Annotated in this window: 19 protein-coding genes; 4 read left to right on the plus strand and 15 right to left on the minus strand. The window is 36.9% G+C overall.

The genetic code is table 11. The features are described 5' to 3' along the window. Nucleotides 1-30: 30 nt before the first annotated feature. Entirely contained in the window at nt 31-696 is a 666-nt protein-coding gene (locus tag EKL95_RS03595) for an SCO family protein (RefSeq protein ID WP_126457694.1), read from the minus strand. Between the two features lie 138 nt (nt 697-834). On the opposite strand from EKL95_RS03595, the gene EKL95_RS03600 reads away from it, so the two are divergent. Beyond that, a complete protein-coding gene (locus EKL95_RS03600) occupies nt 835-2,898 on the plus strand; it encodes a M13 family metallopeptidase (protein ID WP_126457693.1) in 2,064 nt (687 codons plus the stop codon). Between the two features lie 147 nt (nt 2,899-3,045). Here the strand turns inward: EKL95_RS03600 and EKL95_RS03605 are convergent, their stop codons facing one another. The 5 genes from EKL95_RS03605 to EKL95_RS03625 all read right to left on the minus strand — a co-directional run bounded on the left by EKL95_RS03605 (nt 3,046) and on the right by EKL95_RS03625 (nt 9,207). Continuing rightward, entirely contained in the window at nt 3,046-3,987 is a 942-nt protein-coding gene (locus EKL95_RS03605; RefSeq protein ID WP_233579252.1) for a DMT family transporter, read from the minus strand. Between the two features lies 1 nt (nt 3,988). Then, nucleotides 3,989-4,792: an SDR family NAD(P)-dependent oxidoreductase gene (locus EKL95_RS03610; protein ID WP_126561400.1), complete on the minus strand. Its 804-nt coding sequence runs from the start codon at nt 4,790-4,792 to the stop codon at nt 3,989-3,991. Nucleotides 4,793-4,912: 120 nt separating this feature from the next. Next, entirely contained in the window at nt 4,913-7,231 is a 2,319-nt protein-coding gene (locus EKL95_RS03615) for a M28 family peptidase (protein ID WP_126563650.1), read from the minus strand. A gap of 99 nt (nt 7,232-7,330) precedes the next feature. Beyond that, nucleotides 7,331-7,681, minus strand: coding sequence for a hypothetical protein (locus EKL95_RS03620; protein ID WP_126452170.1), 351 nt, complete (start codon nt 7,679-7,681; stop codon nt 7,331-7,333). Then, complete coding sequence (locus tag EKL95_RS03625; RefSeq protein WP_126563565.1) at nt 7,678-9,207, minus strand: bifunctional GNAT family N-acetyltransferase/carbon-nitrogen hydrolase family protein; 1,530 nt, start codon at nt 9,205-9,207, stop codon at nt 7,678-7,680. The genes EKL95_RS03620 and EKL95_RS03625 overlap by 4 nt, the downstream gene beginning before the upstream one ends. Nucleotides 9,208-9,385: 178 nt before the next feature. Here EKL95_RS03625 and EKL95_RS03630 point away from each other — a divergent pair, with 178 nt between their 5' ends. Further along, nucleotides 9,386-9,718 (plus strand): single-stranded DNA-binding protein, encoded by a 333-nt coding sequence (locus EKL95_RS03630; RefSeq protein ID WP_126452160.1) that lies wholly within the window; start codon nt 9,386-9,388, stop codon nt 9,716-9,718. 295 nt (nt 9,719-10,013) lie between these two features. Here EKL95_RS03630 and EKL95_RS03635 read toward each other — a convergent pair whose 3' ends face one another. The 5 genes from EKL95_RS03635 to metG all read right to left on the minus strand — a co-directional run bounded on the left by EKL95_RS03635 (nt 10,014) and on the right by metG (nt 15,853). Then, nucleotides 10,014-10,520 (minus strand): ferritin, encoded by a 507-nt coding sequence (locus EKL95_RS03635; protein WP_126457689.1) that lies wholly within the window; start codon nt 10,518-10,520, stop codon nt 10,014-10,016. A gap of 37 nt (nt 10,521-10,557) precedes the next feature. After that, nucleotides 10,558-11,187 carry a chloramphenicol acetyltransferase gene (locus EKL95_RS03640; protein ID WP_126563566.1) on the minus strand — a complete coding sequence of 210 codons (630 nt, stop codon included), beginning with the start codon at nt 11,185-11,187 and terminating at the stop codon, nt 10,558-10,560. Nucleotides 11,188-11,352: 165 nt separating this feature from the next. Then, on the minus strand, nt 11,353-12,609 hold the full coding sequence (locus EKL95_RS03645) for an OmpA family protein (protein ID WP_126563567.1): 1,257 nt from the start codon (nt 12,607-12,609) through the stop codon (nt 11,353-11,355). Between the two features lie 284 nt (nt 12,610-12,893). Beyond that, nucleotides 12,894-13,586, minus strand: a complete 693-nt coding sequence (locus EKL95_RS03650) for an HAD family hydrolase (protein ID WP_126457686.1) — start codon at nt 13,584-13,586, stop codon at nt 12,894-12,896. Between the two features lie 206 nt (nt 13,587-13,792). Then, a complete protein-coding gene (gene metG, locus EKL95_RS03655) occupies nt 13,793-15,853 on the minus strand; it encodes a methionine--tRNA ligase (protein ID WP_126563568.1) in 2,061 nt (686 codons plus the stop codon). Nucleotides 15,854-16,238: 385 nt separating this feature from the next. Between metG and EKL95_RS03660 the strand changes: the two genes are divergently transcribed. Continuing rightward, nucleotides 16,239-17,786 carry an aldehyde dehydrogenase family protein gene (locus tag EKL95_RS03660; RefSeq protein WP_126563569.1) on the plus strand — a complete coding sequence of 516 codons (1,548 nt, stop codon included), beginning with the start codon at nt 16,239-16,241 and terminating at the stop codon, nt 17,784-17,786. Between the two features lie 294 nt (nt 17,787-18,080). Here EKL95_RS03660 and EKL95_RS03665 read toward each other — a convergent pair whose 3' ends face one another. From EKL95_RS03665 to EKL95_RS03680, 4 genes are all read right to left on the minus strand, one after another. Next, nucleotides 18,081-18,806, minus strand: coding sequence for a metallophosphoesterase family protein (locus tag EKL95_RS03665; RefSeq protein WP_126452327.1), 726 nt, complete (start codon nt 18,804-18,806; stop codon nt 18,081-18,083). A 274-nt stretch (nt 18,807-19,080) separates the two neighbouring features. After that, entirely contained in the window at nt 19,081-20,220 is a 1,140-nt protein-coding gene (locus EKL95_RS03670; RefSeq protein ID WP_126457683.1) for an ATP-binding protein, read from the minus strand. A 244-nt stretch (nt 20,221-20,464) separates the two neighbouring features. After that, nucleotides 20,465-21,217, minus strand: a complete 753-nt coding sequence (locus tag EKL95_RS03675) for an SDR family NAD(P)-dependent oxidoreductase (protein ID WP_126457682.1) — start codon at nt 21,215-21,217, stop codon at nt 20,465-20,467. Nucleotides 21,218-21,266: 49 nt separating this feature from the next. After that, a complete protein-coding gene (locus EKL95_RS03680) occupies nt 21,267-22,139 on the minus strand; it encodes an aldo/keto reductase family oxidoreductase (RefSeq protein ID WP_126563570.1) in 873 nt (290 codons plus the stop codon). Nucleotides 22,140-22,351: 212 nt separating this feature from the next. Between EKL95_RS03680 and EKL95_RS03685 the strand changes: the two genes are divergently transcribed. Next, nucleotides 22,352-23,356, plus strand: a complete 1,005-nt coding sequence (locus EKL95_RS03685) for an AAA family ATPase (RefSeq protein WP_126452140.1) — start codon at nt 22,352-22,354, stop codon at nt 23,354-23,356. The last annotated feature ends 45 nt before the right edge of the window (nt 23,357-23,401 follow it).

Here is a 23,401-nt window from a genome sequence, read left to right on the forward strand (position 1 = left end):
AAAGGCGAAGAAATTAAAGGTCAATTAATCTTATTCGGCACTCAAAAAACGAATGTCGTCGATTAATCGTTTCATGTCTTCTTTGTTAGTACCGTCATAAAACCCACGAACTCTTTTTTTAGTATCTACCAATACAAAATTTTCCGTGTGAACCATGTCGTATAATTCGCTTGGTTCTCCCAGTTTAACGGCCAAATACGATTTTCTGGCCATCTCATAAATTTCTTTTTTATCGCCGGTGACTAAATTCCATTTTGAGGCATCTACCTTATATTTTTTGGCGTAAGCCTTCAAAACCGGAACGCTGTCCGTCTCTGGAAAAACAGTATGCGACAATAACTTCACCTTGGGATCATTGGCAAAAACTTTCTGGATATCCGATAAATTGGTGCTCATTTTTGGACAAATGGAGCCGCAAGTGGTAAAGAAAAAATCAGCCACATATATTTTTCCTTCATAGTCTTTTTGGGTGATGGTTTTTCCGTTTTGGTTGACAAACGAAAAATCAGCAATGGTATGGTATTTACTTTTATACTGAATCGTACTGTCTACTAATTCCGGATTTACATCAGAAGGATTAAAAATAGGAAGTGTTTTTTTTGGCTTTAAGGCCGAATAAAATAAGGATAAAACGACTGCAGAAAAAACCAGGAAGACGCCTAAAAAGATTCGGTATTTTTTTAAAATTCGTAACATAATGTTATTTTAATACAAAAATACGAAAACGAAATTTGTTTTTAATTCAAATTAACACAATCTTATTGGGATAAAATTTAACAAGAAGTTAAAAGTTTTATTGATAGCTTTGTAAAACTAACTAAATATATATTAAAAATGAAAAAGAACATCAATAAGCAGTTGCTTTTTGTGATTCCTGCAATCATGGGTTTTACGGTAAGTCAAGCCCAGAACACAGCCGTGGCGAAAGAGCCAGGAATCAATGTGAACCACATGGACAAGAATGTACAACCCAACAATGATTTTTTTCGCTATGTGAATGGAACATGGTTGGATAATACAGAAATTCCAGCTGATAGAACCCGTTGGGGAAGTTTTGATGAATTGCGTCAAAAAACAGATGCCGATGCTTTGGCAATCTTGAAGGAAGCCACTAAGAATCCGAGTTATAAATCAAATACTGATCAAGGGAAAGCCGTTAATTTATACCAGTCGATATTAGATACCATAGGAAGAAATAAGCTTGGGATAGCGCCTTTAAGGCCGTATTTGACAAAAATAAACGCAGTTAAAAATGCGAAAGACCTAGAGGCATTATTAATTGAAATGGAGCCAATTGGCGGTATTGGATTTGTGGGAGCCAGTGTAGGCACTGATGCAAAGAACAGCAATAGAAATGTAATTAATGTAGGATTGGGTAGCGTAGGTTTGCCAGACAGAGATTATTATGTTTCTGAAGATGCCGACTCTAAAGAAAAACGAGCTAAATACGTGCTTCACGTTGCTAAAATGTTACAGTACCTTGGTGATACTCCGGTAGTTGCTAAAGCGAATGCCGAAAAAATCCTGGCACTTGAAATCGCCATGTCTAAACCAAGATTGGATAGAGTAGAAAGAAGAGACCGTCGTAAATCATACAACCCAATGACGGTTAAAGATTTACAAAAACTGACGCCTTCAATCAACTGGGATAATTATTTCACAAAAATAGGATTGCCTAAAGTGGATTCCTTGATAGTGTCGCAGCCTAAATATATGACTGCTTTAGAAACAATTTTCAAAGAAAATAAAGTAGAAGACTGGAAAGCATACATGCGTTGGACTTTATTAAACAGAGCATCAAGTCAATTGTCAACTACTATTGAAGACGCAAACTGGGAGTTTTACGGAAAAACCCTGACGGGCGCTGTAAGTCAAAGACCACGTGACGAAAGAGCACTTCAAACCATCAACGGAACGGTTGGAGAAGCGTTAGGAAAATTATATGTAGAGAAAATGTTTCCGGCTGAAGCCAAAGCCAAAGCGGAAAAAATGATCAAAAATATATTTCTTGCTTTCGAAAACCGAATCAATAATTTGCCTTGGATGTCTACAGAAACTAAGGTAAGTGCACTTGCTAAACTGCATAAATCAAGAATAAAAATTGGATATCCAGACAAATGGAAAGATTATTCAGCCTTGACCATTAAAAGTCCAAAAGAAGGCGGAACGTATTTTGATAATGTTAAAAACTTGGCAAAATGGCGTTTTGAAGAAAACATAGCTGAATTGAACAAGCCAGTCGATAAAGAAAAATGGGGCATGTCTCCACAAACGGTGAACGCCTATTTCAACCCATCAAATAATGAAATTGTATTTCCAGCAGCTATTTTGCAACCGCCTTTTTACAATTATCAAGCAGATGAAGCCGTAAATTATGGTGGAATTGGAGCCGTTATCGGGCATGAAATTTCACATGGGTTTGATGATTCGGGATCGCGTTACAATGCTGACGGAAACTTAGTAGATTGGTGGACCGCTGAAGATTTGAAACAATTCTCTGCTTTAACAGGAGCGCTTGCAGCTCAATACAGCGCTTTGCAACCTATTCCAGGAACTTTTGTAGATGGTAAATTCACGCTTGGTGAAAACATTGGAGATTTAGGAGGCGTAAATGCCGCTTATGATGGTTTGCAATTGTACCTGAAAGCAAACGGAAACCCGGGATTAATCGATGGATATACTCCGGAACAACGGTTCTTTATTTCCTGGTCAACGATCTGGCGTTCCAAAATGCGTGATGAAGCCTTGAAAAACCAAGTGAAAACAGATCCGCATTCTCCAGGAATGTACCGTGCGTATGTGCCTTTGCAAAATATTGATACGTTTTATCAAGCCTTTGATATTAAAGAAAATGATGGAATGTACATTGCTCCAGAAAAGAGAGTGAAAATCTGGTAGAAATTATTCACCAGAGTATGATCCTGATGTGATTTCTCCTTAGTCGAATGACACAGAGACGTAGCTTCAGTCCAGAAAAAAATACAGGTATAAAAATTATCTTGTAGTATGAAAAAGTCCCATTTGCCTGAGCAAATGGGACTTTTTTTATTCTGTTTTGATACTGTTTTTTCGGGTTCTTCTCAGCGAATAATTCACCAGATACAAGCCAAATAAGGTGACGCCACCTCCTACGGCTATGGCAGTATTGAGGGTTTCCCCAAAGATTATTGCGCCTAAAATCACGGCAATAATTGGGTTGATATAGGAATACACACTACTGATCTCCGCAGGAAGATTTTGAAGAGCATAAATAAAGGCAATGAAAGTAAGTATGGAACCAAAAACAACTAAATAAGCGATAGACCACCAGGAAGCAGCAGGAATTTCGCTTAATTTGACGGAAATTCCAGTTGCGCCAGTGTAGGCGAAAACTAAAATACTAGAAATAAACATTTGCAGTCCCAAACTAAAATACGGATTAAAAGTGGCTGCTTTTTTCTTCGTGTACAAGGTGCCAAAAGCCCAAGTTAAAGTAGAAATTATGGAAATGATTATTCCAAATCTGAAACTAGGAATCAAAAAATCACTCAGGTGGTCGTAAAAAATCACACAAACCCCACTGAAACTGATAATCAAACCCACAACTGATACTCTGGATAATCGTTCGCCTCTAAAAAAAGTAATGATCACAATCCATAAAGGGACACAAGCACCAATAATTGCGCCTAGACCACTACTGATATACTTGACGCCCCAAGTGCTTAATCCGTTGCTTAAAACAAAATTAAGAATGCTTAGAATGATGATCGTTTTCCATTGTTTTCCCTTTGGCCAAGGCGCCTTTTTAAATAAAAAATAGGAAATATACAGGAATCCTCCTAAAAATTGTCTGATGGCGACAAGTTGTAAGGCGGGCATGTGTTTCACGCCCTCTTTAGAAGCAATCCAGGTAGTTCCCCAAAAAAAACTGACCCAACACAAAGCCAAAATTGGCAGTCCAATAGTGTCTATTTTGGACGAAACGGCATTCTTAATTTTAGTTCTCACATTACAAATTTGGTTTCGTAAAAGTATACTTTAAAACCGTTTCTATGCGAGCACTCAAAATTATTTTTCCAGTTGAATTTTCTTCTGAATTAAATTTTGGCAAAGCTAAATCCAGATCCTTCGCTTTTTGGGTGTAGTACTGTTCTCGAGAAGGATGAAATGGAGCCACTGCATTGAAGGTTTCATTCCATGAATCCGTTTCAATAATTTTTTCAATGATTCCAATACAATCGTCTTGATGAATTAAATTAATGGTTGCATTAGGGTTGTCAAGATTTTCTCTGCCGGCCAAGAATTTTACAGGATGGCGGTCCTGGCCAATTAATCCGCCAAAACGCAATACCGTCGTTTTAAAATGACTGTTGTTTAGCAAAAGCTGTTCTGTTTCCAGTAATTGTTTGCCGCTTTCCGTATCCGGTTTTGGGATAGTTTCTTCAGTAACAAAAATAGCTTCATCATTATAAACAGATGTCGAACTGATGAAAAGTACGTTTTCAACAGAAGATTTTTCGATAGATGGAATCATATTTCTAATCTTGGCAACAAAGTTTTCTTGCGCTAAACCACGAAGTTTTGGTGGGACATCAATGATTAAAATTTTAGAATTTTCCAGAAAATCAGAAAGGTTTCCTTTGGTTTTATTTTCTGAAAGCGCAATTAAGAAAGGAGCGATTCCGGCATTTTTCAATACGTCTAATTTCGCTGTAGAAGTCGTCGAGCCCTTCACGGAAAATCCTTTCGAAAGTAAGGCTTTCGCCAAAGGCAAACCCAGCCATCCGCAACCCAGAACACTAATTTTTGTCATTTTCGTTTTTTGTAATCAATCGTAATTTTTAAATTTATATGCGGTTACAATTGGTGGCCGTGCATTCTCTTAAATTTAAATTTCTTCAAGGTCATAAAATGTGACCTTAAAGAAATTCCATCATAATTTTTTCAAACTGTCTTTCACTACTGCTAAACTATCTTTTACAACAGGATTTGTTACAGTAGTATTCAAAGTATTCTCAACAACCGGACTCGCTTTTATTTTTTGCCTAATGACAACCGCATCGTTCAAAACAAAAGGGGTTGGCATCATCCAGTTTTCTCTTTTTGTGATTTCAAATAAAGGATTTGAAAGTAGGTCAAAAGAACTTTCTAACAGTTCCATGTTGAACGCAGTTGCAGCATTAAAACTAAACTGCAATTCTAAAGGGGCGTTTCCTACCACATAATAACTCAATATCTTCTTTCCTTTTCGCTGGTAAATTGAATTTTTCCGACCTAGTGTAGTCACGCCATTCGCTTTTAAATTATGAAGTATCATTTTTTCATTGGCAAAAATGTCATAGCGATTAACGTTTCTGTTCGGGGAAATTTTTATTTTGACATGTCTTTGATTTCCTATAATTCGGTCTTCCAGAAATGCGATAGTTGGTTTCGGAATCGCTTTTTTAGGAGCTTTGGCAGCATAGGTAAAACCAGAATTGTATTTGCTAAACAACGGAATTTCGTTCAAATTGGTTGCCTTTTTCGGGTTTACACCCAAATAGCCTGTGGTCCAGGAATCGAGATTGGTGTCATACGTGGCCCAATTGGCTTGATCTGTGTCAGCATTATAGAGGTATAATAAACTATTTGACTTCGCTTTTCCGGGTTTGTATCCCGACTCTAAATGCGCTTTCGCAAAAAAGCCAATGGAAAGCAAAAGCAGGAGTATAGACCAGATTCCCTTTTTGGCGAAAGCCCCAAAAATAGGCAGCAATAATCCGAATAGCAATACGGTAAGAAGGGCACTTCCAAACAATACCTTTAGTCCCAAACCGATAGGAAACATTTGGATAAAAGGAGCTATAATGATCAAAGCAGGAATGCTAAAAATAAGATTTAATGTTTCGCTTGATTTTTGAGTCACAATGAAAACCCCAAAAAGGAATAGACCAAAGTACACCGGAATAATCAAGAATCCAGCTCCCGGTAACATAAAAGCTATGATGGCATTAATCACAATCCAAATAAATAATGGCGCTACATAATGATTGATGTTGACTTTACGACATGAAAATAAATGATAAAAGACCATGCTTATTGCTAAAGCCAGCAGTACGAAAGCAGCTATGTAAGCATGTCCGTTATAGGTAAATCCGTTCAGCAAATCCGTGTATTGAGGATAGACGAGCAGCAATCCTTTCCATCCAAAAAAGGTAATTATTCCCGTTGCCGTCAGGGAACCAAACAGCGGAATGAATCCTTTTACAATTTCTCGGGCTGATATAAGGCGTTTGGCTCTTCCTATAAATAATAGCGAAAGAAACAACGCTAAAGCGAGTAGAACCATAGGCAAAACCCAACTGAAAGGATAGCTTATAAAAGTGTATGGAATGGTAAAATAGACATACTCTTCACTGGATTGCACCGCATTTAAATCCGTATTGGAAAAATAATTTAACAACGGCATTAAATATGAACCCTGATGAGCCAGCGTATTTTTGTTTAAATGCTGGATGTCATCCTGAGCGGTATGGTAGTTAAAATGGTCGTCAATAAATGCAAAGTTATAGCCCTGAATATCGCCTTGTTCCCTAAAAACGGTCAAATCAGTGTCGTTGGGTAACATTTTATAAATACTGTACATCAAGGAATTAGATACTGGAAAAGTCGCTTTTGCAGCAGCAAACTCTTTTACTAATCCTGCATTTCCATTGTTAGTTTCCATCAGCATGTAGCTGGGGCCGGAAGAACCACGGGCTTCAAAGTTGAGTACCAGTCCCACTTGTTTTGCCCATTGATGTTGGGTTACAAAAAGTGCAGCACCATTAAGTCCTAACTCTTCTGCATCCGAAAACAGAATAATAATATCGTTTTTATGCGGGGTTTTATTGTATAAAAAAGCCCGAACACTTTCCAGAATTGTAGCTACACCGGAACCCGCATCACTAGCTCCAGGCGAGTAGGAATGGGGTGCGCTGTCATAGTGTGAAAGCAACAACAAGGCTTTGGAACTATTAGAACCTTTGATACGAGCCAAGATGTTTTTTGATTGTACAAGATTTCCCCAGTCACTTAGCGTATAGCCGGTTTGAACAGAAGTCTGCAGTCCTAACTTTTTTAGCTCTTTCAGGAGGTAATTTGCGACCACATCATGATTGTCGGAGCCTACATAATGAGGTTTTTTTGAAATGGATTTGATGTGATTCAAAGCCCTTTGGGTCGAAAACTCAGTAAGGGACCCTTGATCATTGGAAGTCCATTGCGGCATCATCGTAAAGTAGATTAACGCTAGGGTTACTGAAATAAACAAACCGGCAAAAATGGAGAAATAATCTTTTTTCATGGTAAGTAAGTAGATTTGGATGCGGTGTTAAATGTCTTTTTTGACTAGCATGTAATACTCATTGTCTAAAACTAAATACCCCTGATCGTACAGGAAATAGTAAGTATTTCCTGTTTTGGTTCGCAGAATATTAGTAAAAAATTCAAAATCAAAACCTTTGCTTAATAATTTTGCGCGGGTGGTTTTTGATTTTCCATCGGGATTAAGTTCAATTAGAATGCGGTAATTTTTACGCAACTTATTGTTGATGTTGCGCATAAAATTAGTGCTGTCTTTGTTCATTTTATTGTTGTAGGCGTTGCGACATCCGTCACTGCAAAACTTTTTATCTTCACGGCCTACAATTTTCTCTTCACATTCTAAGCAGGTTTTTGTCATGGATTTATTTTTTTGATATCGTATAAATCAGTTCTACGGTCTTTTAGAATGCGTACGCTACCGTGCTCGTGAAGCTCTTTCAGTAAATCTAAATCTACGTCTACAATGAGTGTCATCTCGGTATTTGGGGTTGCTTCGGCTTTGATTCCATTACTTGGAAAAGCAAAATCAGAAGGTGTAAATACTGCTGATTGCGCATATTGAATATCCATGTTGTTTACCTTTGGAAGATTTCCTACACATCCTGCTATGGCTACATAACATTCGTTTTCAATTGCTCTGGCTTGTGCGCAATGTTTGACTCTGGTATAGGCGTTTTGAGTATCTGTTAAGAACGGTACAAATAAAATATTCATGCCTTCATCTGCCATTAATCTAGAGAGTTCCGGAAATTCAACATCATAACAAATCATGATGCCTATTTTACCACAATCGGTATCAAAGGTCTTAATTTGTGATCCTCCGGTCATCCCCCAGTGTTGTACTTCGTTTGGAGTAACATGAATTTTGGCATACATTTCTGAAGTTCCGTCTCTCTTGCATAAAAAACCCACATTGTAAAGCGTGCCGTTTTCTAAATGAGGCATACTTCCTGTAATAATGTTGATGTTGTACGAAATGGCTAGCTCCTGAAAGCGTTTGCGAACAGGCTCTGAATGTTTGGCTAATTCCCGTATGGCTTCTGCCTCGGACAAATGATTGTAATCCGCCATCAACGGAGCGGTAAAGAGTTCTGGAAATAATGCAAAATCACTGCCATACCCGGAAACGACATCAACAAAAAATTCACATTGTTCAAACAAAGCTTCCAGATTGTTCAGTTGGCGCATCTGCCACTGAACGAGTCCCAGGCGGATGACACTTTTCTTGAGGTTTATTAATTTAGGGCTTTCGTCGTAATAAATATTATTCCATTCTAGTAAAACGGCAAATTCTTTAGAATCGGTATCGCCTTCCAGATAGTTTTTCATGACCCGGATTACGTGAAAATCATTGCTCAGCTGAAAAGAAAGCACAGGGTCGTGTAGCTCTTTTCTTTTTACTTTTTCGATATAATTTTTAGGAGTGAGGGTTTTGGCGTGTTGCCCATAATTTGGAATCCTGCCGGCAAAAACAATTGCTTTCAAATTCAATTGTTCACATAGTTCTTTACGGGCGTCATACAAACGTCTTCCCAAGCGGAGTCCTCTGTAGTTTGGATGAATAAACACATCTATTCCATACAAGACATCCCCTTGTGGATTGTGGGTCGAAAAGGTATATTTTCCTGTTATATCAGAATAATTATGGTTTTTGTCTACTAAGCTTTCATCCACAATTAGCGATAATGCAGAGCCTACAACTTTGCCGTCTACTAAGATTACGAGTTGGCCTTCCGGAAAAATGCTCAATAATTTTTCAATATGATGTTCTCTCCAATAGGAACCAACCATTTCCGGATACGATTCTACCATTGATTTTTTGAGCTCTTTATAGTCTTCAATCGCTAGATTTCGTAACTCTACTTTGTTTATTTTGGCTTGCATGAAATAATGATTTTATCAAATATAGCTAAAATTTACCAATTACAAACGGTTACAAATAGTTACAACCGAAAGTAAATAGTTAACAACCGATTACCTTTTAGCAATGATCGCATCTTTGCCCTGTTGATTTGAAAGACCAATTCAACAAACATACACTAACATTTAAATAGTATACGCCATGAGCACATTAAGAAACAAAGTACAGTTAATTGGACATGTAGGAAATGATCCGGAAATCAAATCATTTGACGGAGGAAAAAAACTAGCTAATTTTTCCTTAGCTACAAATGAAAGCTACAAAAACGACAAAGGAGAAAAAGTAGAAGAAACCCAATGGCACAAACTCGTTGCTTGGGGAAAAACGGCTGAAATCATAGAGAAATATGTTACCAAAGGAAAAGAAATTGCCATTGAAGGAAAATTAACCCATAGAAGTTATGACGATAAAAATGGAGAAAAACGTTACATCACTGAAGTTGTCGTTGATGATGTTTTGCTTTTAGGGAAATAGGTTTTTCAAGACTAAGCAATAAAATAATGCCCTCTGTATCAGAGGGCATTTATGTTTTGAATCAGGATACTTTTTTTAATAAATCAAACAACGGACACCGCTTACAGCGATTGTCTTCCCCTTTTTTGAATTTTTTGCAACATTTAGATTTGCAGTTTTCTGCAATCTTAATGGTTTTAAGGATTTCTTTTTGATTTTTTTTCTTTTCCTTTTTTTTCTTTTCCAATTTTTATAAAGAATTAAAAACTAAGGCAAATGTATGTTATTTTTATCTGTTCTAAATAAATTTTAACATTTAAATAGCAGGTTTGACAAGCGCCACTTGTTGTAAGTCTCTGTCAAATAAGTATAAACCGCCTTTGTCATCTCCTATTAAGTTGATTTTGTCCAAAATAGATTTTGCGGTCGCTTCTTCCTCAATTTGCTCGGCAACATACCATTGCAGAAAGTTATGTGTGGCATAATCTTTTTCAGAGAAAGTGATGTGTACCAACTCATTTATCGAATCCGAAACAAAAATTTCATGTTTATAAAGTTCCTCAAACATATCTTTGAAGGTTTCATAAGTAGTTTTTGGGGCTTTTAAGTCCGTTATTTTTGCATGGCTACCACGTTCATTTACATACTTGATTAATTTGAGCATGTGCAGGCGCTCTTCGTCAGATTGGGCAAACATGAATTGAGCAATTCCTTCCAGTCCGCTCACTTCAGCCCAACACGCCATAGAAAGGTAGGTTTGCGAGGATTCTGCTTCAATGCGAATCTGTTTGTTTAGGGCAATTTCAATATTTTTAGATAGCATAATTTTAGTTTTTAGTAAAGTTAAAAAAAATAAGTCACTACTGATTCATCAATTCCTGAAAACAATCCACAAATTGTCCCAGATGAAAACCGTCCATTAATCCATGATGTACATGAACAGACATGGGCATGGTTCTTTTGCCACTAGGGGAGACTTTCATTTTGCCAAAAGATATTTTTGGACAGCTGTCCGGAAAGGAAAAACTTCTAGCATGGGATAAAGAGGAAAAATCCAGCCACGGAATTGCTGAAAAATGGATCACGTTATCCTCCTCAAAGGTTCGGGTAAAAAGTCCTGTTGTGGTTTGAATGCGGGCAATCTCTGTAGCGGCGGTCGTTTTGAAAACTGCAAAATCAGCATTGTATTCGATTAAAGAAAATCCGAAAGTGCCGTCCTCCCGACCAATTGTAGCTGAAGCATTAATTTGGTCACAAATATATATTTGGTCCTCTGAAACTCGATACTTAAAAGATTCAATGGTATTTACCGCTACTAATGTTTGGTGTAAATAATAATTAAAAAAAGAAGAATTTAGTGATTTTGCAGCTGCATAAGCTTTCGTACAATCAATTTTGACTGTGGCTCCAAAAAAAGGTTCTTCAAATTGTCTAAAAAAATGAAAATGTTCTTTTCTGGGCCAATTTTCTATATCTAAAAGGGTTCTCAAAATGAAGGGATTTTATTTAAAGTTCAAAAGTACAGCTATTCTTTGTGAATAGTTAGGAGTTAGTTGATTCTCTATTCTAAAATGGAACAGTTAGATAAGGTGTAGTTCTAAAAAAAGCCCTAAAGAAATTTTCCTTTAGGGCTTTTTTATAAGTAAGTATGAAGCTTATTTTACGGAGAACGTAACTCTTCTAACTAATTTTCTTGCATTTACTGAATTTTTATCTACAGAGGTATCTTCACCGTTTGCAACAACATTCAATCTTGATGCATCAATGTTAGCTTTTACCAATGTAGTTTTAACATGGTTAGCTCTTGCTGTAGATAATTTATCATTGTAAGCAGATCCTCCTAATTCATCAGCATGACCAATAATGTCTACTGAAGCAGAAGGATTGTCTCTCAAGTATGTTAAAATAAAACTAGTAGCTTCTGTAGATACGTCAGTTGGTCTTGATTGATCAAAGTTAAAATAAACAGCAACATAACCACCATTAATTAAACTTTTGATTAGTTCGTTATCATATACAACGTTACTATCGGGGGTTTTGCTAGCATAATTCTCTAGGACGTAAGCTTCTGTTTCATCAGGAACATTGTTGTTATTTTTATCAATTGATCTTCCTTTTGTGTCAACCAAAGCTCCTGCAGGGGTATTTTCTTCTTGATCTAAATAATTAGCTACGCCATCTCCATCCGTATCCAGCATTTTATTTTCGATAGCCATAAATCTTGTATCAATTGCATCAAATTTACCTTCGTGATCGATAACCCAGTCCGCATGTTTTTCGTTTTTACCTAAGTAAACTGTTAAACCTACTGTACCATTAAAAAGAATTCCTGAGAAACCTCTGGCATCACGAGTACTTGCACCATCAAAAGCGGCATCTTGCGCAGCATTAAGAATAGTTGTGAAATCTCCCGTTAGAGCAATTCTGTTTGATAGTTTAATTTGACCTGTAACACCGGCCATAAAGTTACCCATTCTGTCTTTCAACGCCGAATTTTGGTCTTCTAATTGTGCTAAACCAAAACCTGTATGACCCAATAAACCGAGAGTGTTTGTCCATGTTTCAAAATTCATGATTCTTCCTAAATTAGCGACGGCTTGAATATCTGCTCTGTAATATTTAGTGTCAAAATCAATTGAATTGTTTTTGCCTTGGAAGCTGTTGTATCCAATGTCAGCCTTTAAACCAAATTTGTTGTTGAACATATATCGAACTCCAAGATCAGCAACAAAAGGACTAGGTGTAGAGGTGAAATAACCAGCAGTCATTGGTCTTTGTGTTTTATTAACACCACCTGCTAATTCAACAGACCATTTGTTGTAATCGTTTTCAGTATTTTTCTGAGGTTCTGTTTGAGCGCTTAAAGTTGTAATCGCTGAAGCAAAAACTAACGTAAGTATGATTTTTTTCATCATATAAAAATTTAAAGTTTTTACAAACCTACAGTACAAAAATGGAGGATAGCCGGTAAAGAGTAAATTATATAAGGATTCGTTCCAATTGTAATAAACAATGTACTAAAACGGGCATTTTTTGAATGTTTTAAAGCGTTTTTGATAGCTCAAAATAGGTATTTATATGCTGAATTTGTGTCTTTTTTACTTAAAAAAGAGGTTTAAAGGGGCTAAATTTAAGACAGAACAGATCCGACAAATGCACTCGCATACTCTAATTTTAGCCAATTGGATTGGTGGATTTATCGTAATTCCAATCGTTTTAAAACGTCTGTTATTTTTTTGAAAGCAATGAAATTTTCGTGTTCTATTTTATGGTCAATTTTTTCATGTGCCCAAGTGGTATGAAACGGAATGTGAACGGCATGTCCGCCAATGGCTAAAACCGGAAGTATATCTGATTTTAAGGAATTGCCAATCATAAAAAATTCCGAAGGTTGTATTTCCAATCGTTTGATGAGATCGGAATAATCTTTTTCCTGTTTGTCTGACATCACTTCTATATGGTGAAAATAATGTCCCAAACCAGAATTGTGCAATTTTCGGCGTTGGTCTAATAAATCGCCTTTGGTAGCTACAACCAATTTGTATTTTCCGTTCAATGCGTCTAAAGTTTCTTGAACACCATCCAATAAAACGATAGGTTTCTCCAGCAATTCTTTTCCATATTGAATAATTTTTTCGATTATTTCAATAGGAATGGTATTATTCGAAATATTCATCGCGGCTTCAATCATCGAAAGAATATAGCCTTTGATTCCGTAGCCGTATAATTTCAGATTGTCAATTTCGACCTTGAAAAGTTCTTTAGAAATTCCCTGATGCGATAAATAATCTTCCATCAAACCGCAGAATTTTTTCTCCGTTTCATCAAAATAGGTTTCGTTGATCCATAAGGTATCATCGGCATCGAAGGCAATTACTTTTAAGCTCATATTTTTTTATTTACCGCGAATTCGCTAATTAAGTAAGTCGAAAGTTTAAAAGTCGTAAAGTCAAAAGAATTAACCTTAAGTAAAACAGCTTAAAATCAGATTGTTACATAATTTCATCCTGATTTTAAAATACGACATTATACCATGGTTATTACTTAATATATTTAAGATTACATATTAATTAGCAAATTTGCGGTTGTTTTTTCTTAATTTATAGTCTCTCCATTGGCAATGCCATCGGTATCCGGATTTACAAAAACCAGTTTCCCTTCGGCATTAGTGGTCATCAATATCATGCCCTGACTTTCTACGCCACGAAGGTTTCTTGGAGCCAAATTCACTAAAACAGTAACTTTTTTCCCTATTATATCTTCGGGCTTAAAACTCTCCGCAATTCCTGAAACAATGGTGCGCACGTCAATTCCAGTATCTATTTTCAAAATCAAAAGCTTGTTCGCTTTCGGCATTTTTTCGGCTTCCAGAATTGTTCCTGTACGGATATCCATTTTGGTAAAATCCTCAAATTGAATTGTTTCTTTCTGTGGTTCGGCTACTTTATTCTCTGCTTTGTTAGCCGTTTTAGTCGCCTCTAATTTGTCAATTTGTTTCTGTATTTCCTCGTCTTCAATTTTGGCAAACAATAATTCCGCTTCTCCAATTTGGTGACCAGCTGGAATCAAATCAGAGTTTTGAGCAACAGTATTCCAATTCAAAGGACTTTTTATTTTTAGAATTCTTGATAATTTTGTAGCTGTAAACGGCAAGAAGGGTTCGCAAAGTGAACTCAACGCAGCCGCAATTTGCAACGCAACGTACATTTGTGTCTGCACGCGCTCCGGATTGTCTTTGATTACTTTCCAGGGTTCTTCGTCGGCTAAATATTTATTTCCTAAACGAGCCACATTCATCAACTCGCTCAACGCTTCCCGGAATCTGTAACGCTCCAGAGAACTTGAAATCACCGCTGGATACGCTTTTAATTCCGTCAAAGTAGCTTCGTCCACTTCCGAAAGTTTATTTGGAGTAGGTACAATTCCGTTGTAATATTTATTGGTTAAAACTACCACGCGATTAATGAAATTTCCGTAAATCGCCACCAATTCATTATTGTTTCTCGCCTGAAAATCTTTCCAGGTAAAATCATTGTCTTTTGTTTCCGGTGCATTTGAGGTCAACGCATAACGCAACACGTCTTGCTGATTCGGGAATTCTTCCAAATATTCGTGCAGCCAAACCGCCCAGTTTTTTGAAGTCGATAATTTATTTCCTTCCAAATTTAAGAACTCATTTGCAGGCACATTGTCCGGCAAAATATAACTTCCTTCGGCTTTCAACATCGCCGGAAAAATAATGCAATGGAAAACAATATTGTCTTTCCCTATGAAGTGAACCAGTTTTGTATCCTGATCTTTCCAGTACGGTTCCCAATCTTTTCCTTCGCGCAAAGCCCATTCTTTTGTAGAAGAAATGTAGCCAATAGGCGCATCAAACCACACGTATAATTTTTTTCCTTCGGCACCTTCAACAGGAACGTCAATTCCCCAGTCCAAGTCACGAGTTACTGCACGAGGCTCTAAACCACCGTCAATCCATGATTTTACTTGTCCGTAAACATTCGGTTTCCAGTCGTTTTTATGTCCAACAAGAATCCATTCTTTCAGGAAATCTTCATAACGATCCAAAGGCAAAAACCAGTGTTTCGTTGCTTTCATAATTGGCGTTTCGCCTGTAATGGTCGATTTTGGATTAATCAAATCCGTAGCATTCAACGTAGAGCCACATTTTTCGCATTGATCGCCGTAGGCTTCTTCGTTGCCACATTTTGGACACGTTCCCACCACAAAACGGTCTGCCAAAAATTGATCCGCTTTTGCATCATACAATTGCTCGGTCACTTCCTCAATAAAATCACCTTTATCATACAGCTTTCTAAAAAATTCCGAAGCGGTATCATGATGGATTTTAGCCGAAGTTCTGGAATAATTATCAAATGAAATTCCAAAATCAGAGAATGATTTACGTATAATTCCGTCATATTTATCGATTACTTTCTGTGGTGTAATACCTTCTTTTTTAGCTTTCATCGAAATCGCCACGCCGTGCTCGTCACTTCCGCAAACAAACAAAACGTCTCTTCCCTGCAATCTTAAATATCTGGAATATATGTCCGAAGGTACGTAGACACCCGCCAAATGGCCAATGTGAATTGGGCCGTTCGTATAAGGCAATGCCGCTGTAATTGTATATCTTTTTGGATTCTGTATCATGATTCTATTTTATTGAGCACAAAAATAAGCAATCCAATTTTTATTTGGAGCTATTTCCCACTATCCCTTGCAAATATATTCACGGAACGTCGCAGGAAATAAAAGTTAAGATAAGTAATTGTTCTGTTTTTAAGATAAAATAGAATAGATTTACAACTATCGGGGATTAAAACTATAGTGTGTATCCGATTTTATTTTGCCTACCGATAACAAGGAACCTCAAAAGAAGATCATTTGGATAGAATTCTGAGATCTATAAAAGGATTTGTTCTATAAAAAACAGATTTTGGATCCAAAGAACAAAATAAAAGTAGCAATGTTTAGTATTTGACGTTAAATCAATATATTTGTAAATAATATAACAATTTTTAATAAAAAAGTTACAATGATAACAATAGCAGATCAATTCGGAATCAAAGACGCCCTAAAGCAATTAGGGATTGAGGAGGTAAATGAAGGAACATCAACAGGAGCAGCTAATTTTGCCAATGGAAAAATCATCGAAAGTTATTCACCAGCAGATGGGACTTTAATTGGAAAAGTAAAAACGTCTTCTAAGGAAGACTATGAAAAAGCAATGCAAAAAGCTTCGGAAGCATTTTTAGAATGGCGTATGGTTCCAGCTCCTAAAAGAGGGGATATCGTTCGTCAGATGGGAGATGAATTAAGAAAATTCAAAGAGCCTTTAGGAAAACTAGTTTCTTATGAAATGGGAAAAAGTCTTCAAGAAGGATATGGCGAAGTACAGGAAATGATTGATATCTGTGATTTTGCGGTGGGATTATCCCGTCAATTGTACGGATTAACCATGCACTCTGAAAGACCTTTGCACCGGATGTATGAGCAATACCATCCAATAGGAACGGTTGGAATCATTTCAGCGTTTAACTTTCCGGTAGCAGTTTGGAGTTGGAACGCTATGATTGCTTGGGTTTGCGGTGATGTTGCCATCTGGAAGCCAAGTTCAAAAGTACCTTTATGTGGAATTGCTTGTCAGAACATCATTAAAACAGTGTTAAAAAGAAATAACGTTCCTGAAGGCGTTAGTTGTTTAGTAACAGGAAATGAATCCGGAGACTTAATCAATAATGATAGGAGAATTTCGCTGGTTTCTTTTACAGGATCAACTAGAATAGGTCGTCACGTATCAAAAACTGTTGCCGAACGTTTTGGAAATACTATCCTTGAATTAGGAGGGAACAATGCTATTATCGTTTCGGAACACGCGGATATCAGTATGGTATTAGTCGGAGCGGTTTTTGGAGCGGTAGGAACAGCAGGACAGCGTTGTACCTCAACCAGACGTTTAATCATTCACGAAAGTGTATATGACAAAACGATCAGCGTGTTGAAAAATGCGTACGGTCAATTGCAAATAGGAAATCCATTGGATGAGAATAATCACGTAGGACCGCTGATCGATAAAGGTGCTGTTCAGGAATATTTGAATGCGATTGAAAGCGCTAAAAAAGAAGGTGGAAAAATTATTGTTGAAGGTGGTTTGGTTGAAGGCGAAGGATATGAAAGTGGTTGTTATGTAAGACCATGTATCATTGAAGCTGAAAACCATTTTAACATTGTGCAAACAGAAACTTTTGCTCCTATTTTATATGTAATGAAATACAGCACGATTGAAGAAGCGATTGCGTTGCAAAACGGAGTTCCACAAGGACTTTCTTCTTCTATTTTTACAAACAGCATGAGAGAAATGGAATTGTTCCTTTCTCAATCGGGTTCCGATTGTGGAATTGCCAACGTAAATATTGGTACTTCAGGAGCTGAAATTGGTGGTGCTTTTGGAGGGGAAAAAGAAACTGGCGGCGGACGTGAATCGGGTTCTGATGCATGGAAAGCCTACATGAGAAGACAAACTAATACTATCAATTACGGAACCCAATTGCCATTGGCACAAGGAATAAAATTTGACTTGTAACCCCAAAATAGAATTAACTAAAAAAGGCAATTTGAATATTTCAAATTGCCTTTTTTAGTATTACAAATTCCTTGCAAACTTATTAAAAAACCCGCACAATAATCTTTGTGATGTAATCTAACCCGTCATACACATCGAAAAAAACAAACCCTTTTCTACAGCAATAATAAAATCCAAAGTGCCCAGACAAATATATTTGACTTAGACGATTTTTTTTGTTTTTTAAAGCTTGTGCAAGTGTTAATGTGGCAGTAATAGATCACTTTTAAACACAGGTTTAAAAAAATAGGATATCTAATTTCTTCCTTTTTCGTCAAAATACAATTGGTTCAAAGGTTCACTTTGCCAAAACTCCTTGGTGTCAACATCCATAATAGTCAATGGTCCTTTGAAGGCTGCTCCGGTATCTACATTCCAAACATTTGCCTTTTGAACGGGAGTCGTTTCACCTATTCGGGTGACAGGCGTGTGACCAATATAGATTTCATTATATAAAGTAAAGCGTTTTGGGTAAAACGCATGGTCGGTTTTCATTGTCGTGTCTAATGCCAAGGCCGTTTCCCATAAGGTTCTGTCCCAATAGAAAAGCCCGGGAAAATATTCAAAGTCAACACCATTCATATTCGTAAAACCGGCATGGACAAAAAGCCGTTGTTGCTCGTCCAGATGAAAATTTTCTAATGATTTCAGGAATTCAATGTGTTTTTTCTTGGTTTCTAAGCCAACCGTTTCGTAGGCTAAAACAGTTGCTTCTCCACCATGTTTGTGCCAAAGCAGATTGTCTTTGCTTTCGCCGAGCCATTCCAGCAATAAATCATCATGGTTCCCACGGATGCAGATGCAGTTTTGTTTGGTTTTCAGAGCAATGATAAAATCTAGTACTTGAGGCGATTGACTCCAGCCATCGACGTAATCTCCCAGAAAAATCAGGGTGTCGTTTTTAGTAACATTGGCTCTTTCCATAATTTGGTGCAATGCTCGCAAACCACCGTGGATATCGCCTATAACAAGTGTTCTCATGTACGGGTTGTTCATTTATTAGTCTAAAAACAGCAAGAAATACGAGCTGTCTTTCAAGGTATAAAATTAAGTAAAAGAGTGGTGAAGTACTACTTTTTAACTTATTTTTTTAACTAAAGTTAAAGGAGCTCTTTTTTAAAAATTCTGATTTTTATTGCAAATAACAGGGCTAAATTCCTCAAATCTCATTTTAAAGTAAAACTTAAAATATCACTACTTTAGGGGCTTATTTTACTTTTCAGGACATTTTAAAAATAAATAAATCAACAAAAAATTACTGCACATCATATTTCATCTTTCTCAAAATTCGCAACGCTTCCTTAAACGATAAATACACGTGGTTGAAAGGTTTCAACAGTACTTTGGCATCTATTAGCTTTTGTTTGGCTTCTTCAAAACCGTTGAGGTAGCAAATCATAAATGTTGAGGGTAAATTCTCTAAATCTTTTTCTTCTCGTTTGCTTAATGAAAGTCCTTTTTGGAGTTTGTTCAGCAAAGTAATATTGGCATTATAAATATGGAACAGCATTTTCTTGTTGAATTCCGGTGGTTGAAAAAGCATCTCTCTCTCAATTTTATAATAGCCATTGTCGTGAAAATGAATCGTTTGTTTTTCTAAAGGATAATAACTCGTTTTATCATTCAGACCCAAAGGAACATACTCAATAATGGTAAAAGTATCTTCGTCAAAAGTGATTTCGACCACATCCTGAGCCGAATAAAACAGCTTGATTTGTTCGTTGATCAATTCAATATCCACGCGGGATAAATACGTTTTATCACGGGATTTTTTTGCAATTCCTGCCCAGCAAATCACAAATAACTCCTTGAATACTTTATACTTTGGCGACATGTCTTTGTGGCGTAAATTCATAAAATCAATCACGCCATCAAGTGTGTATTCAATGCTGTTTCGGGAGTTGTTTTCAATGCCAATTACGGTTTCCGTATTCTGATAATTCTTTTCAATTTCGCCTTCAACCGGTGTCGTGTTGCTGCCTCTTCGGATAAAAATACTGTTGGCAGGAATCGTGTGAATTCCTTTTTTGAAATAGGAGGTGTTGCTTTTTGGCTTGATTGTTACCAGTCCGATAACCTTGTCCTTTGGTAGATTTGGAAAAGGTATATTTTCATATTGAATTTTGGGTGGATTCTCCAGATAGGCATTCACTAAATTCTGAATCCGACTGTCATCAAAAAAATCATCCCCCACAATAGTATTGTCTTGGTCTTCAACCCCCACTACAATATAGGAGTTATTCATAGGGTTTGAATTGGACAGCGCGCAAATGTGTTTGAGAAACTTGGCTTTTCCTTCCCGTGTATGCAAATTTAACTGGCGCTTTTTGTCATAAAAACTACTTTCATCATTGTGAGCAAGCAGGTTTTTAATAAGAATGCGTTTGTTGATCATTGGTACTGTTTATTATGTATTTTTTTTTTCAGTGTTGTAAAGACATATTTGTTGATCCTATTTTGATCCTTTTCTATCAGAATATTTTAATAAACTACCGCTAATTCGCAGATTTTAAAATTAATTAGAAAATCTGCGAATTAGCGGTTGCATTTTTACCTGTTGCATTTTTTGTTTATTCCCTTTTATAAATATAATGATAACTCGATGTATTGTAGTGTTTTATAATAAATAATGGGGATAATCAATTCCTTTTTAAAATAGTAGCAGCGGCTTGTGCGGTTGGCAACACCATCAAATCGGCAATATTTACATGGTACGGTCTGGAAACTACAAAGTGAATAATGTCAGCAATGTCTTCAGGATGTAATGGCTCAAAACCTTTGTATACATTGGCGGCTCTGTCTGTATCGCCTTTGAAACGCACTTCACTGAATTCTGTTTCCACGGCACCGGGATGAATGGCTCCCACCCGGATTCCATAAGGATTCAAGTCCATTCGCATAGCTTGGTTTAAGGCATCAACAGCATGTTTGGAAGCACAATAGACGTTTCCGTTTGGATATACTTCTTTTCCGGCTATGGACCCAATGTTGATAATATGACCTGATTTTCGTTCGATCATTTGTGGGATTATGGCTTTTGAGACGTACAAAAGTCCTTTTACATTGATATCAATCATGGCATCCCAGTCGTCTAAATCTCCTTTTTGAATGGGGTCTAAACCATGTGCATTTCCGGCATTATTAATCAAAACATCAATTGTAGCAAAGACTTCCGGAATAGAATTGATGCTTTCGAAAACCGCTTTTTTATCTCGAACGTCAAAAGACAACGTATGCACTTTGGTAAATGCTGAAAGCTCCTTTTTGAGTTCAGTCAATCGGTCCTCACGGCGTCCGCAAAGAATAATCTGATAGTTATTTTTAGCTAATATTTGTGCTGTTGCTTTACCAATTCCGCTGGTGGCTCCGGTCACTAAGGCTGTTTTAGTCATGAAATTTTTTTCTTTTTTGATTCTAAAGTTGTTGAGTTGAATAGGGATTCTAGGCTACATTTGTTCCCATACTTGCTGCCCAAATTGCAAACCAATCTTCTTTGTCTAATTCTAATTCAACGGCTTTCATCAAGGATTGGATTCGGGCTACATTTACCGTTCCGGCAATAGGAATTACTTGAGCAGGGTGTTTTAAAATCCAGGACAGCAAAATCGAGTCGGAGCCTAAATGGTATTTTGAAACTAAGGTCGCCAATAATTTTTTTAAGCGATGGGTTTGCGGAATATCTTTTCTGAAAACAGATCCAAGTGGATTCCAAGACATAGGCCGAATGTTATTGGCCTGCATATAATCAAAACTTCCATCCACCATAGGTTCGAAATTAGTGGCCGAAAATTGGACTTGATTGTACAAGACTTCTGTTTTTTGACCAATTAATTCGGTTTGTGTAGAAGTGAAATTAGAAACTCCAAAATCGATGATCTTCCCTTCTGATTTTAGCTTCAAAACGGCTTCGGCAATTTCATCCGGCTGCATCAAAGGACTGGGTCTGTGTAGTAAAAGCACGTCTAAATAATCGGTATGCAGGTTTTTTAAGGAGTTTTCAACGGACCAGATAATGTACTCTTTTGAATATTCATAATGTTTGATCGTATTGTTCCGGTTTTCGGTCACCATTTGGATTCCGCATTTGGATATCAATTGCATTTTTTCCCGGTCAATACTGCTGGCTGTAAATGCTTTTCCAAAATCAGACTCGGTGGTGTAATCCCCGTAGATATCAGCATGGTCAAAAGTTGTGATTTTATTTTCTAAACACACATTAATCATGTTTTCCATTTCTTTGGTATTGAGATTTTTATCCCAAATCCCCCAGTTCATGACGCCTGCTACAATGGGTGATAATTTAGTTTTATTCATGTTTTTTATTTTTTATTAAAATGCGTAAATCTTCAAATTCGAAATATATTTTTCAAAGTTCTTAAAAATATAAAAATTGTATCATAATTCGGCCTTAAAATTAAGTCTTTTGTCGAAGTTTTAACCATTTTTTAACATCTTACTTCTAAAAAAAAATTCAATTTGCACCTTCAAAACGACGGCATTAAATTCAAGGTTTTAAAAATAATAAAATGGAAGAAAATACAGCGGCTTTAGACATCAGAGCAATCAATGAAAAAATTGAAAGAGAGAGTGCTTTTATAGACCTTCTCACAATGGAAATGAACAAGGTTATTGTAGGTCAAAAGCACATGGTGGAGCGTTTGTTGATTGGACTTTTGGGTCAGGGTCATATTTTATTAGAAGGAGTTCCCGGATTAGCAAAAACATTAGCGATCAATACGCTTTCACAAGCCGTACATGGTTCTTTCAGCAGAATACAATTTACGCCGGATTTATTGCCTGCGGATGTTGTGGGAACAATGATTTACAATATTAAGCAAAATGAGTTTTCGATAAAAAAAGGACCAATTTTTGCTAATTTCGTCCTTGCGGATGAGATAAATCGTGCACCTGCCAAAGTACAATCCGCCTTACTGGAAGCCATGCAGGAAAAGCAAGTAACTATTGGAGACACTACTTTCAAACTAGACCGTCCATTCTTGGTTTTGGCTACTCAAAATCCTATTGAACAAGAAGGAACGTACCAATTGCCTGAAGCCCAGGTGGATCGTTTTATGTTGAAAACGGTTATTGATTACCCAAAAATGGAAGACGAACGTTTGATTGTTCGCCAGAACCTGAAAGGGAGTTATGAAAAAGTTAATCCAGTAGTTTCAGTAGAGCAAATCTTGCGCGCACAGGAAGCCGTTCGGGAAGTATACATGGATGAAAAAATAGAGAAATACATTCTGGATATCGTTTTTGCCACACGGTACCCGGAGAAATACAAATTGGCTGATTTGAAACCGTTAATCAGTTTTGGAGCATCTCCTCGAGGAAGCATCAATTTAGCAAATGCTGCAAAATGTTACGCTTTTATCAAACGTCGCGGTTATGTAATTCCAGAAGATGTTCGGGCGGTAGTGCATGATGTATTGCGTCACAGAATTGGTGTTACCTACGAAGCAGAAGCCGAAAACATTACTTCAGTCGATATCATTAACAAAATTGTAAACGAAATAGAAGTGCCATAAAAGTGAATAGTAAAAAGTGAATAGTAATTAGCCTTTTTTGGTTGC

The sequence above is a fragment of the Flavobacterium sp. LB2P53 genome (genome assembly GCF_003970305.1).
Lineage (GTDB): Bacteria > Bacteroidota > Bacteroidia > Flavobacteriales > Flavobacteriaceae > Flavobacterium.

What these genes read in the sequence shown, in the direction of transcription:
- EKL95_RS03595 (WP_126457694.1), bottom strand. Translation starts at nt 696, where the DNA reads ATGTTACGAATTTTAAAAAAATACCGAATCTTTTTAGGCGTCTTCCTG.
- EKL95_RS03600 (WP_126457693.1), top strand. Translation starts at nt 835, where the DNA reads ATGAAAAAGAACATCAATAAGCAGTTGCTTTTTGTGATTCCTGCAATC.
- EKL95_RS03610 (WP_126561400.1), bottom strand. Translation starts at nt 4,792, where the DNA reads ATGACAAAAATTAGTGTTCTGGGTTGCGGATGGCTGGGTTTGCCTTTG.
- EKL95_RS03615 (WP_126563650.1), bottom strand. Translation starts at nt 7,231, where the DNA reads ATGATGCCGCAATGGACTTCCAATGATCAAGGGTCCCTTACTGAGTTT.
- EKL95_RS03620 (WP_126452170.1), bottom strand. Translation starts at nt 7,681, where the DNA reads ATGACAAAAACCTGCTTAGAATGTGAAGAGAAAATTGTAGGCCGTGAA.
- EKL95_RS03625 (WP_126563565.1), bottom strand. Translation starts at nt 9,207, where the DNA reads ATGCAAGCCAAAATAAACAAAGTAGAGTTACGAAATCTAGCGATTGAA.
- EKL95_RS03630 (WP_126452160.1), top strand. Translation starts at nt 9,386, where the DNA reads ATGAGCACATTAAGAAACAAAGTACAGTTAATTGGACATGTAGGAAAT.
- EKL95_RS03635 (WP_126457689.1), bottom strand. Translation starts at nt 10,520, where the DNA reads ATGCTATCTAAAAATATTGAAATTGCCCTAAACAAACAGATTCGCATT.
- EKL95_RS03645 (WP_126563567.1), bottom strand. Translation starts at nt 12,609, where the DNA reads ATGAAAAAAATCATACTTACGTTAGTTTTTGCTTCAGCGATTACAACT.
- EKL95_RS03650 (WP_126457686.1), bottom strand. Translation starts at nt 13,586, where the DNA reads ATGAGCTTAAAAGTAATTGCCTTCGATGCCGATGATACCTTATGGATC.
- metG (WP_126563568.1), bottom strand. Translation starts at nt 15,853, where the DNA reads ATGATACAGAATCCAAAAAGATATACAATTACAGCGGCATTGCCTTAT.
- EKL95_RS03660 (WP_126563569.1), top strand. Translation starts at nt 16,239, where the DNA reads ATGATAACAATAGCAGATCAATTCGGAATCAAAGACGCCCTAAAGCAA.
- EKL95_RS03665 (WP_126452327.1), bottom strand. Translation starts at nt 18,806, where the DNA reads ATGAGAACACTTGTTATAGGCGATATCCACGGTGGTTTGCGAGCATTG.
- EKL95_RS03670 (WP_126457683.1), bottom strand. Translation starts at nt 20,220, where the DNA reads ATGATCAACAAACGCATTCTTATTAAAAACCTGCTTGCTCACAATGAT.
- EKL95_RS03675 (WP_126457682.1), bottom strand. Translation starts at nt 21,217, where the DNA reads ATGACTAAAACAGCCTTAGTGACCGGAGCCACCAGCGGAATTGGTAAA.
- EKL95_RS03680 (WP_126563570.1), bottom strand. Translation starts at nt 22,139, where the DNA reads ATGAATAAAACTAAATTATCACCCATTGTAGCAGGCGTCATGAACTGG.
- EKL95_RS03685 (WP_126452140.1), top strand. Translation starts at nt 22,352, where the DNA reads ATGGAAGAAAATACAGCGGCTTTAGACATCAGAGCAATCAATGAAAAA.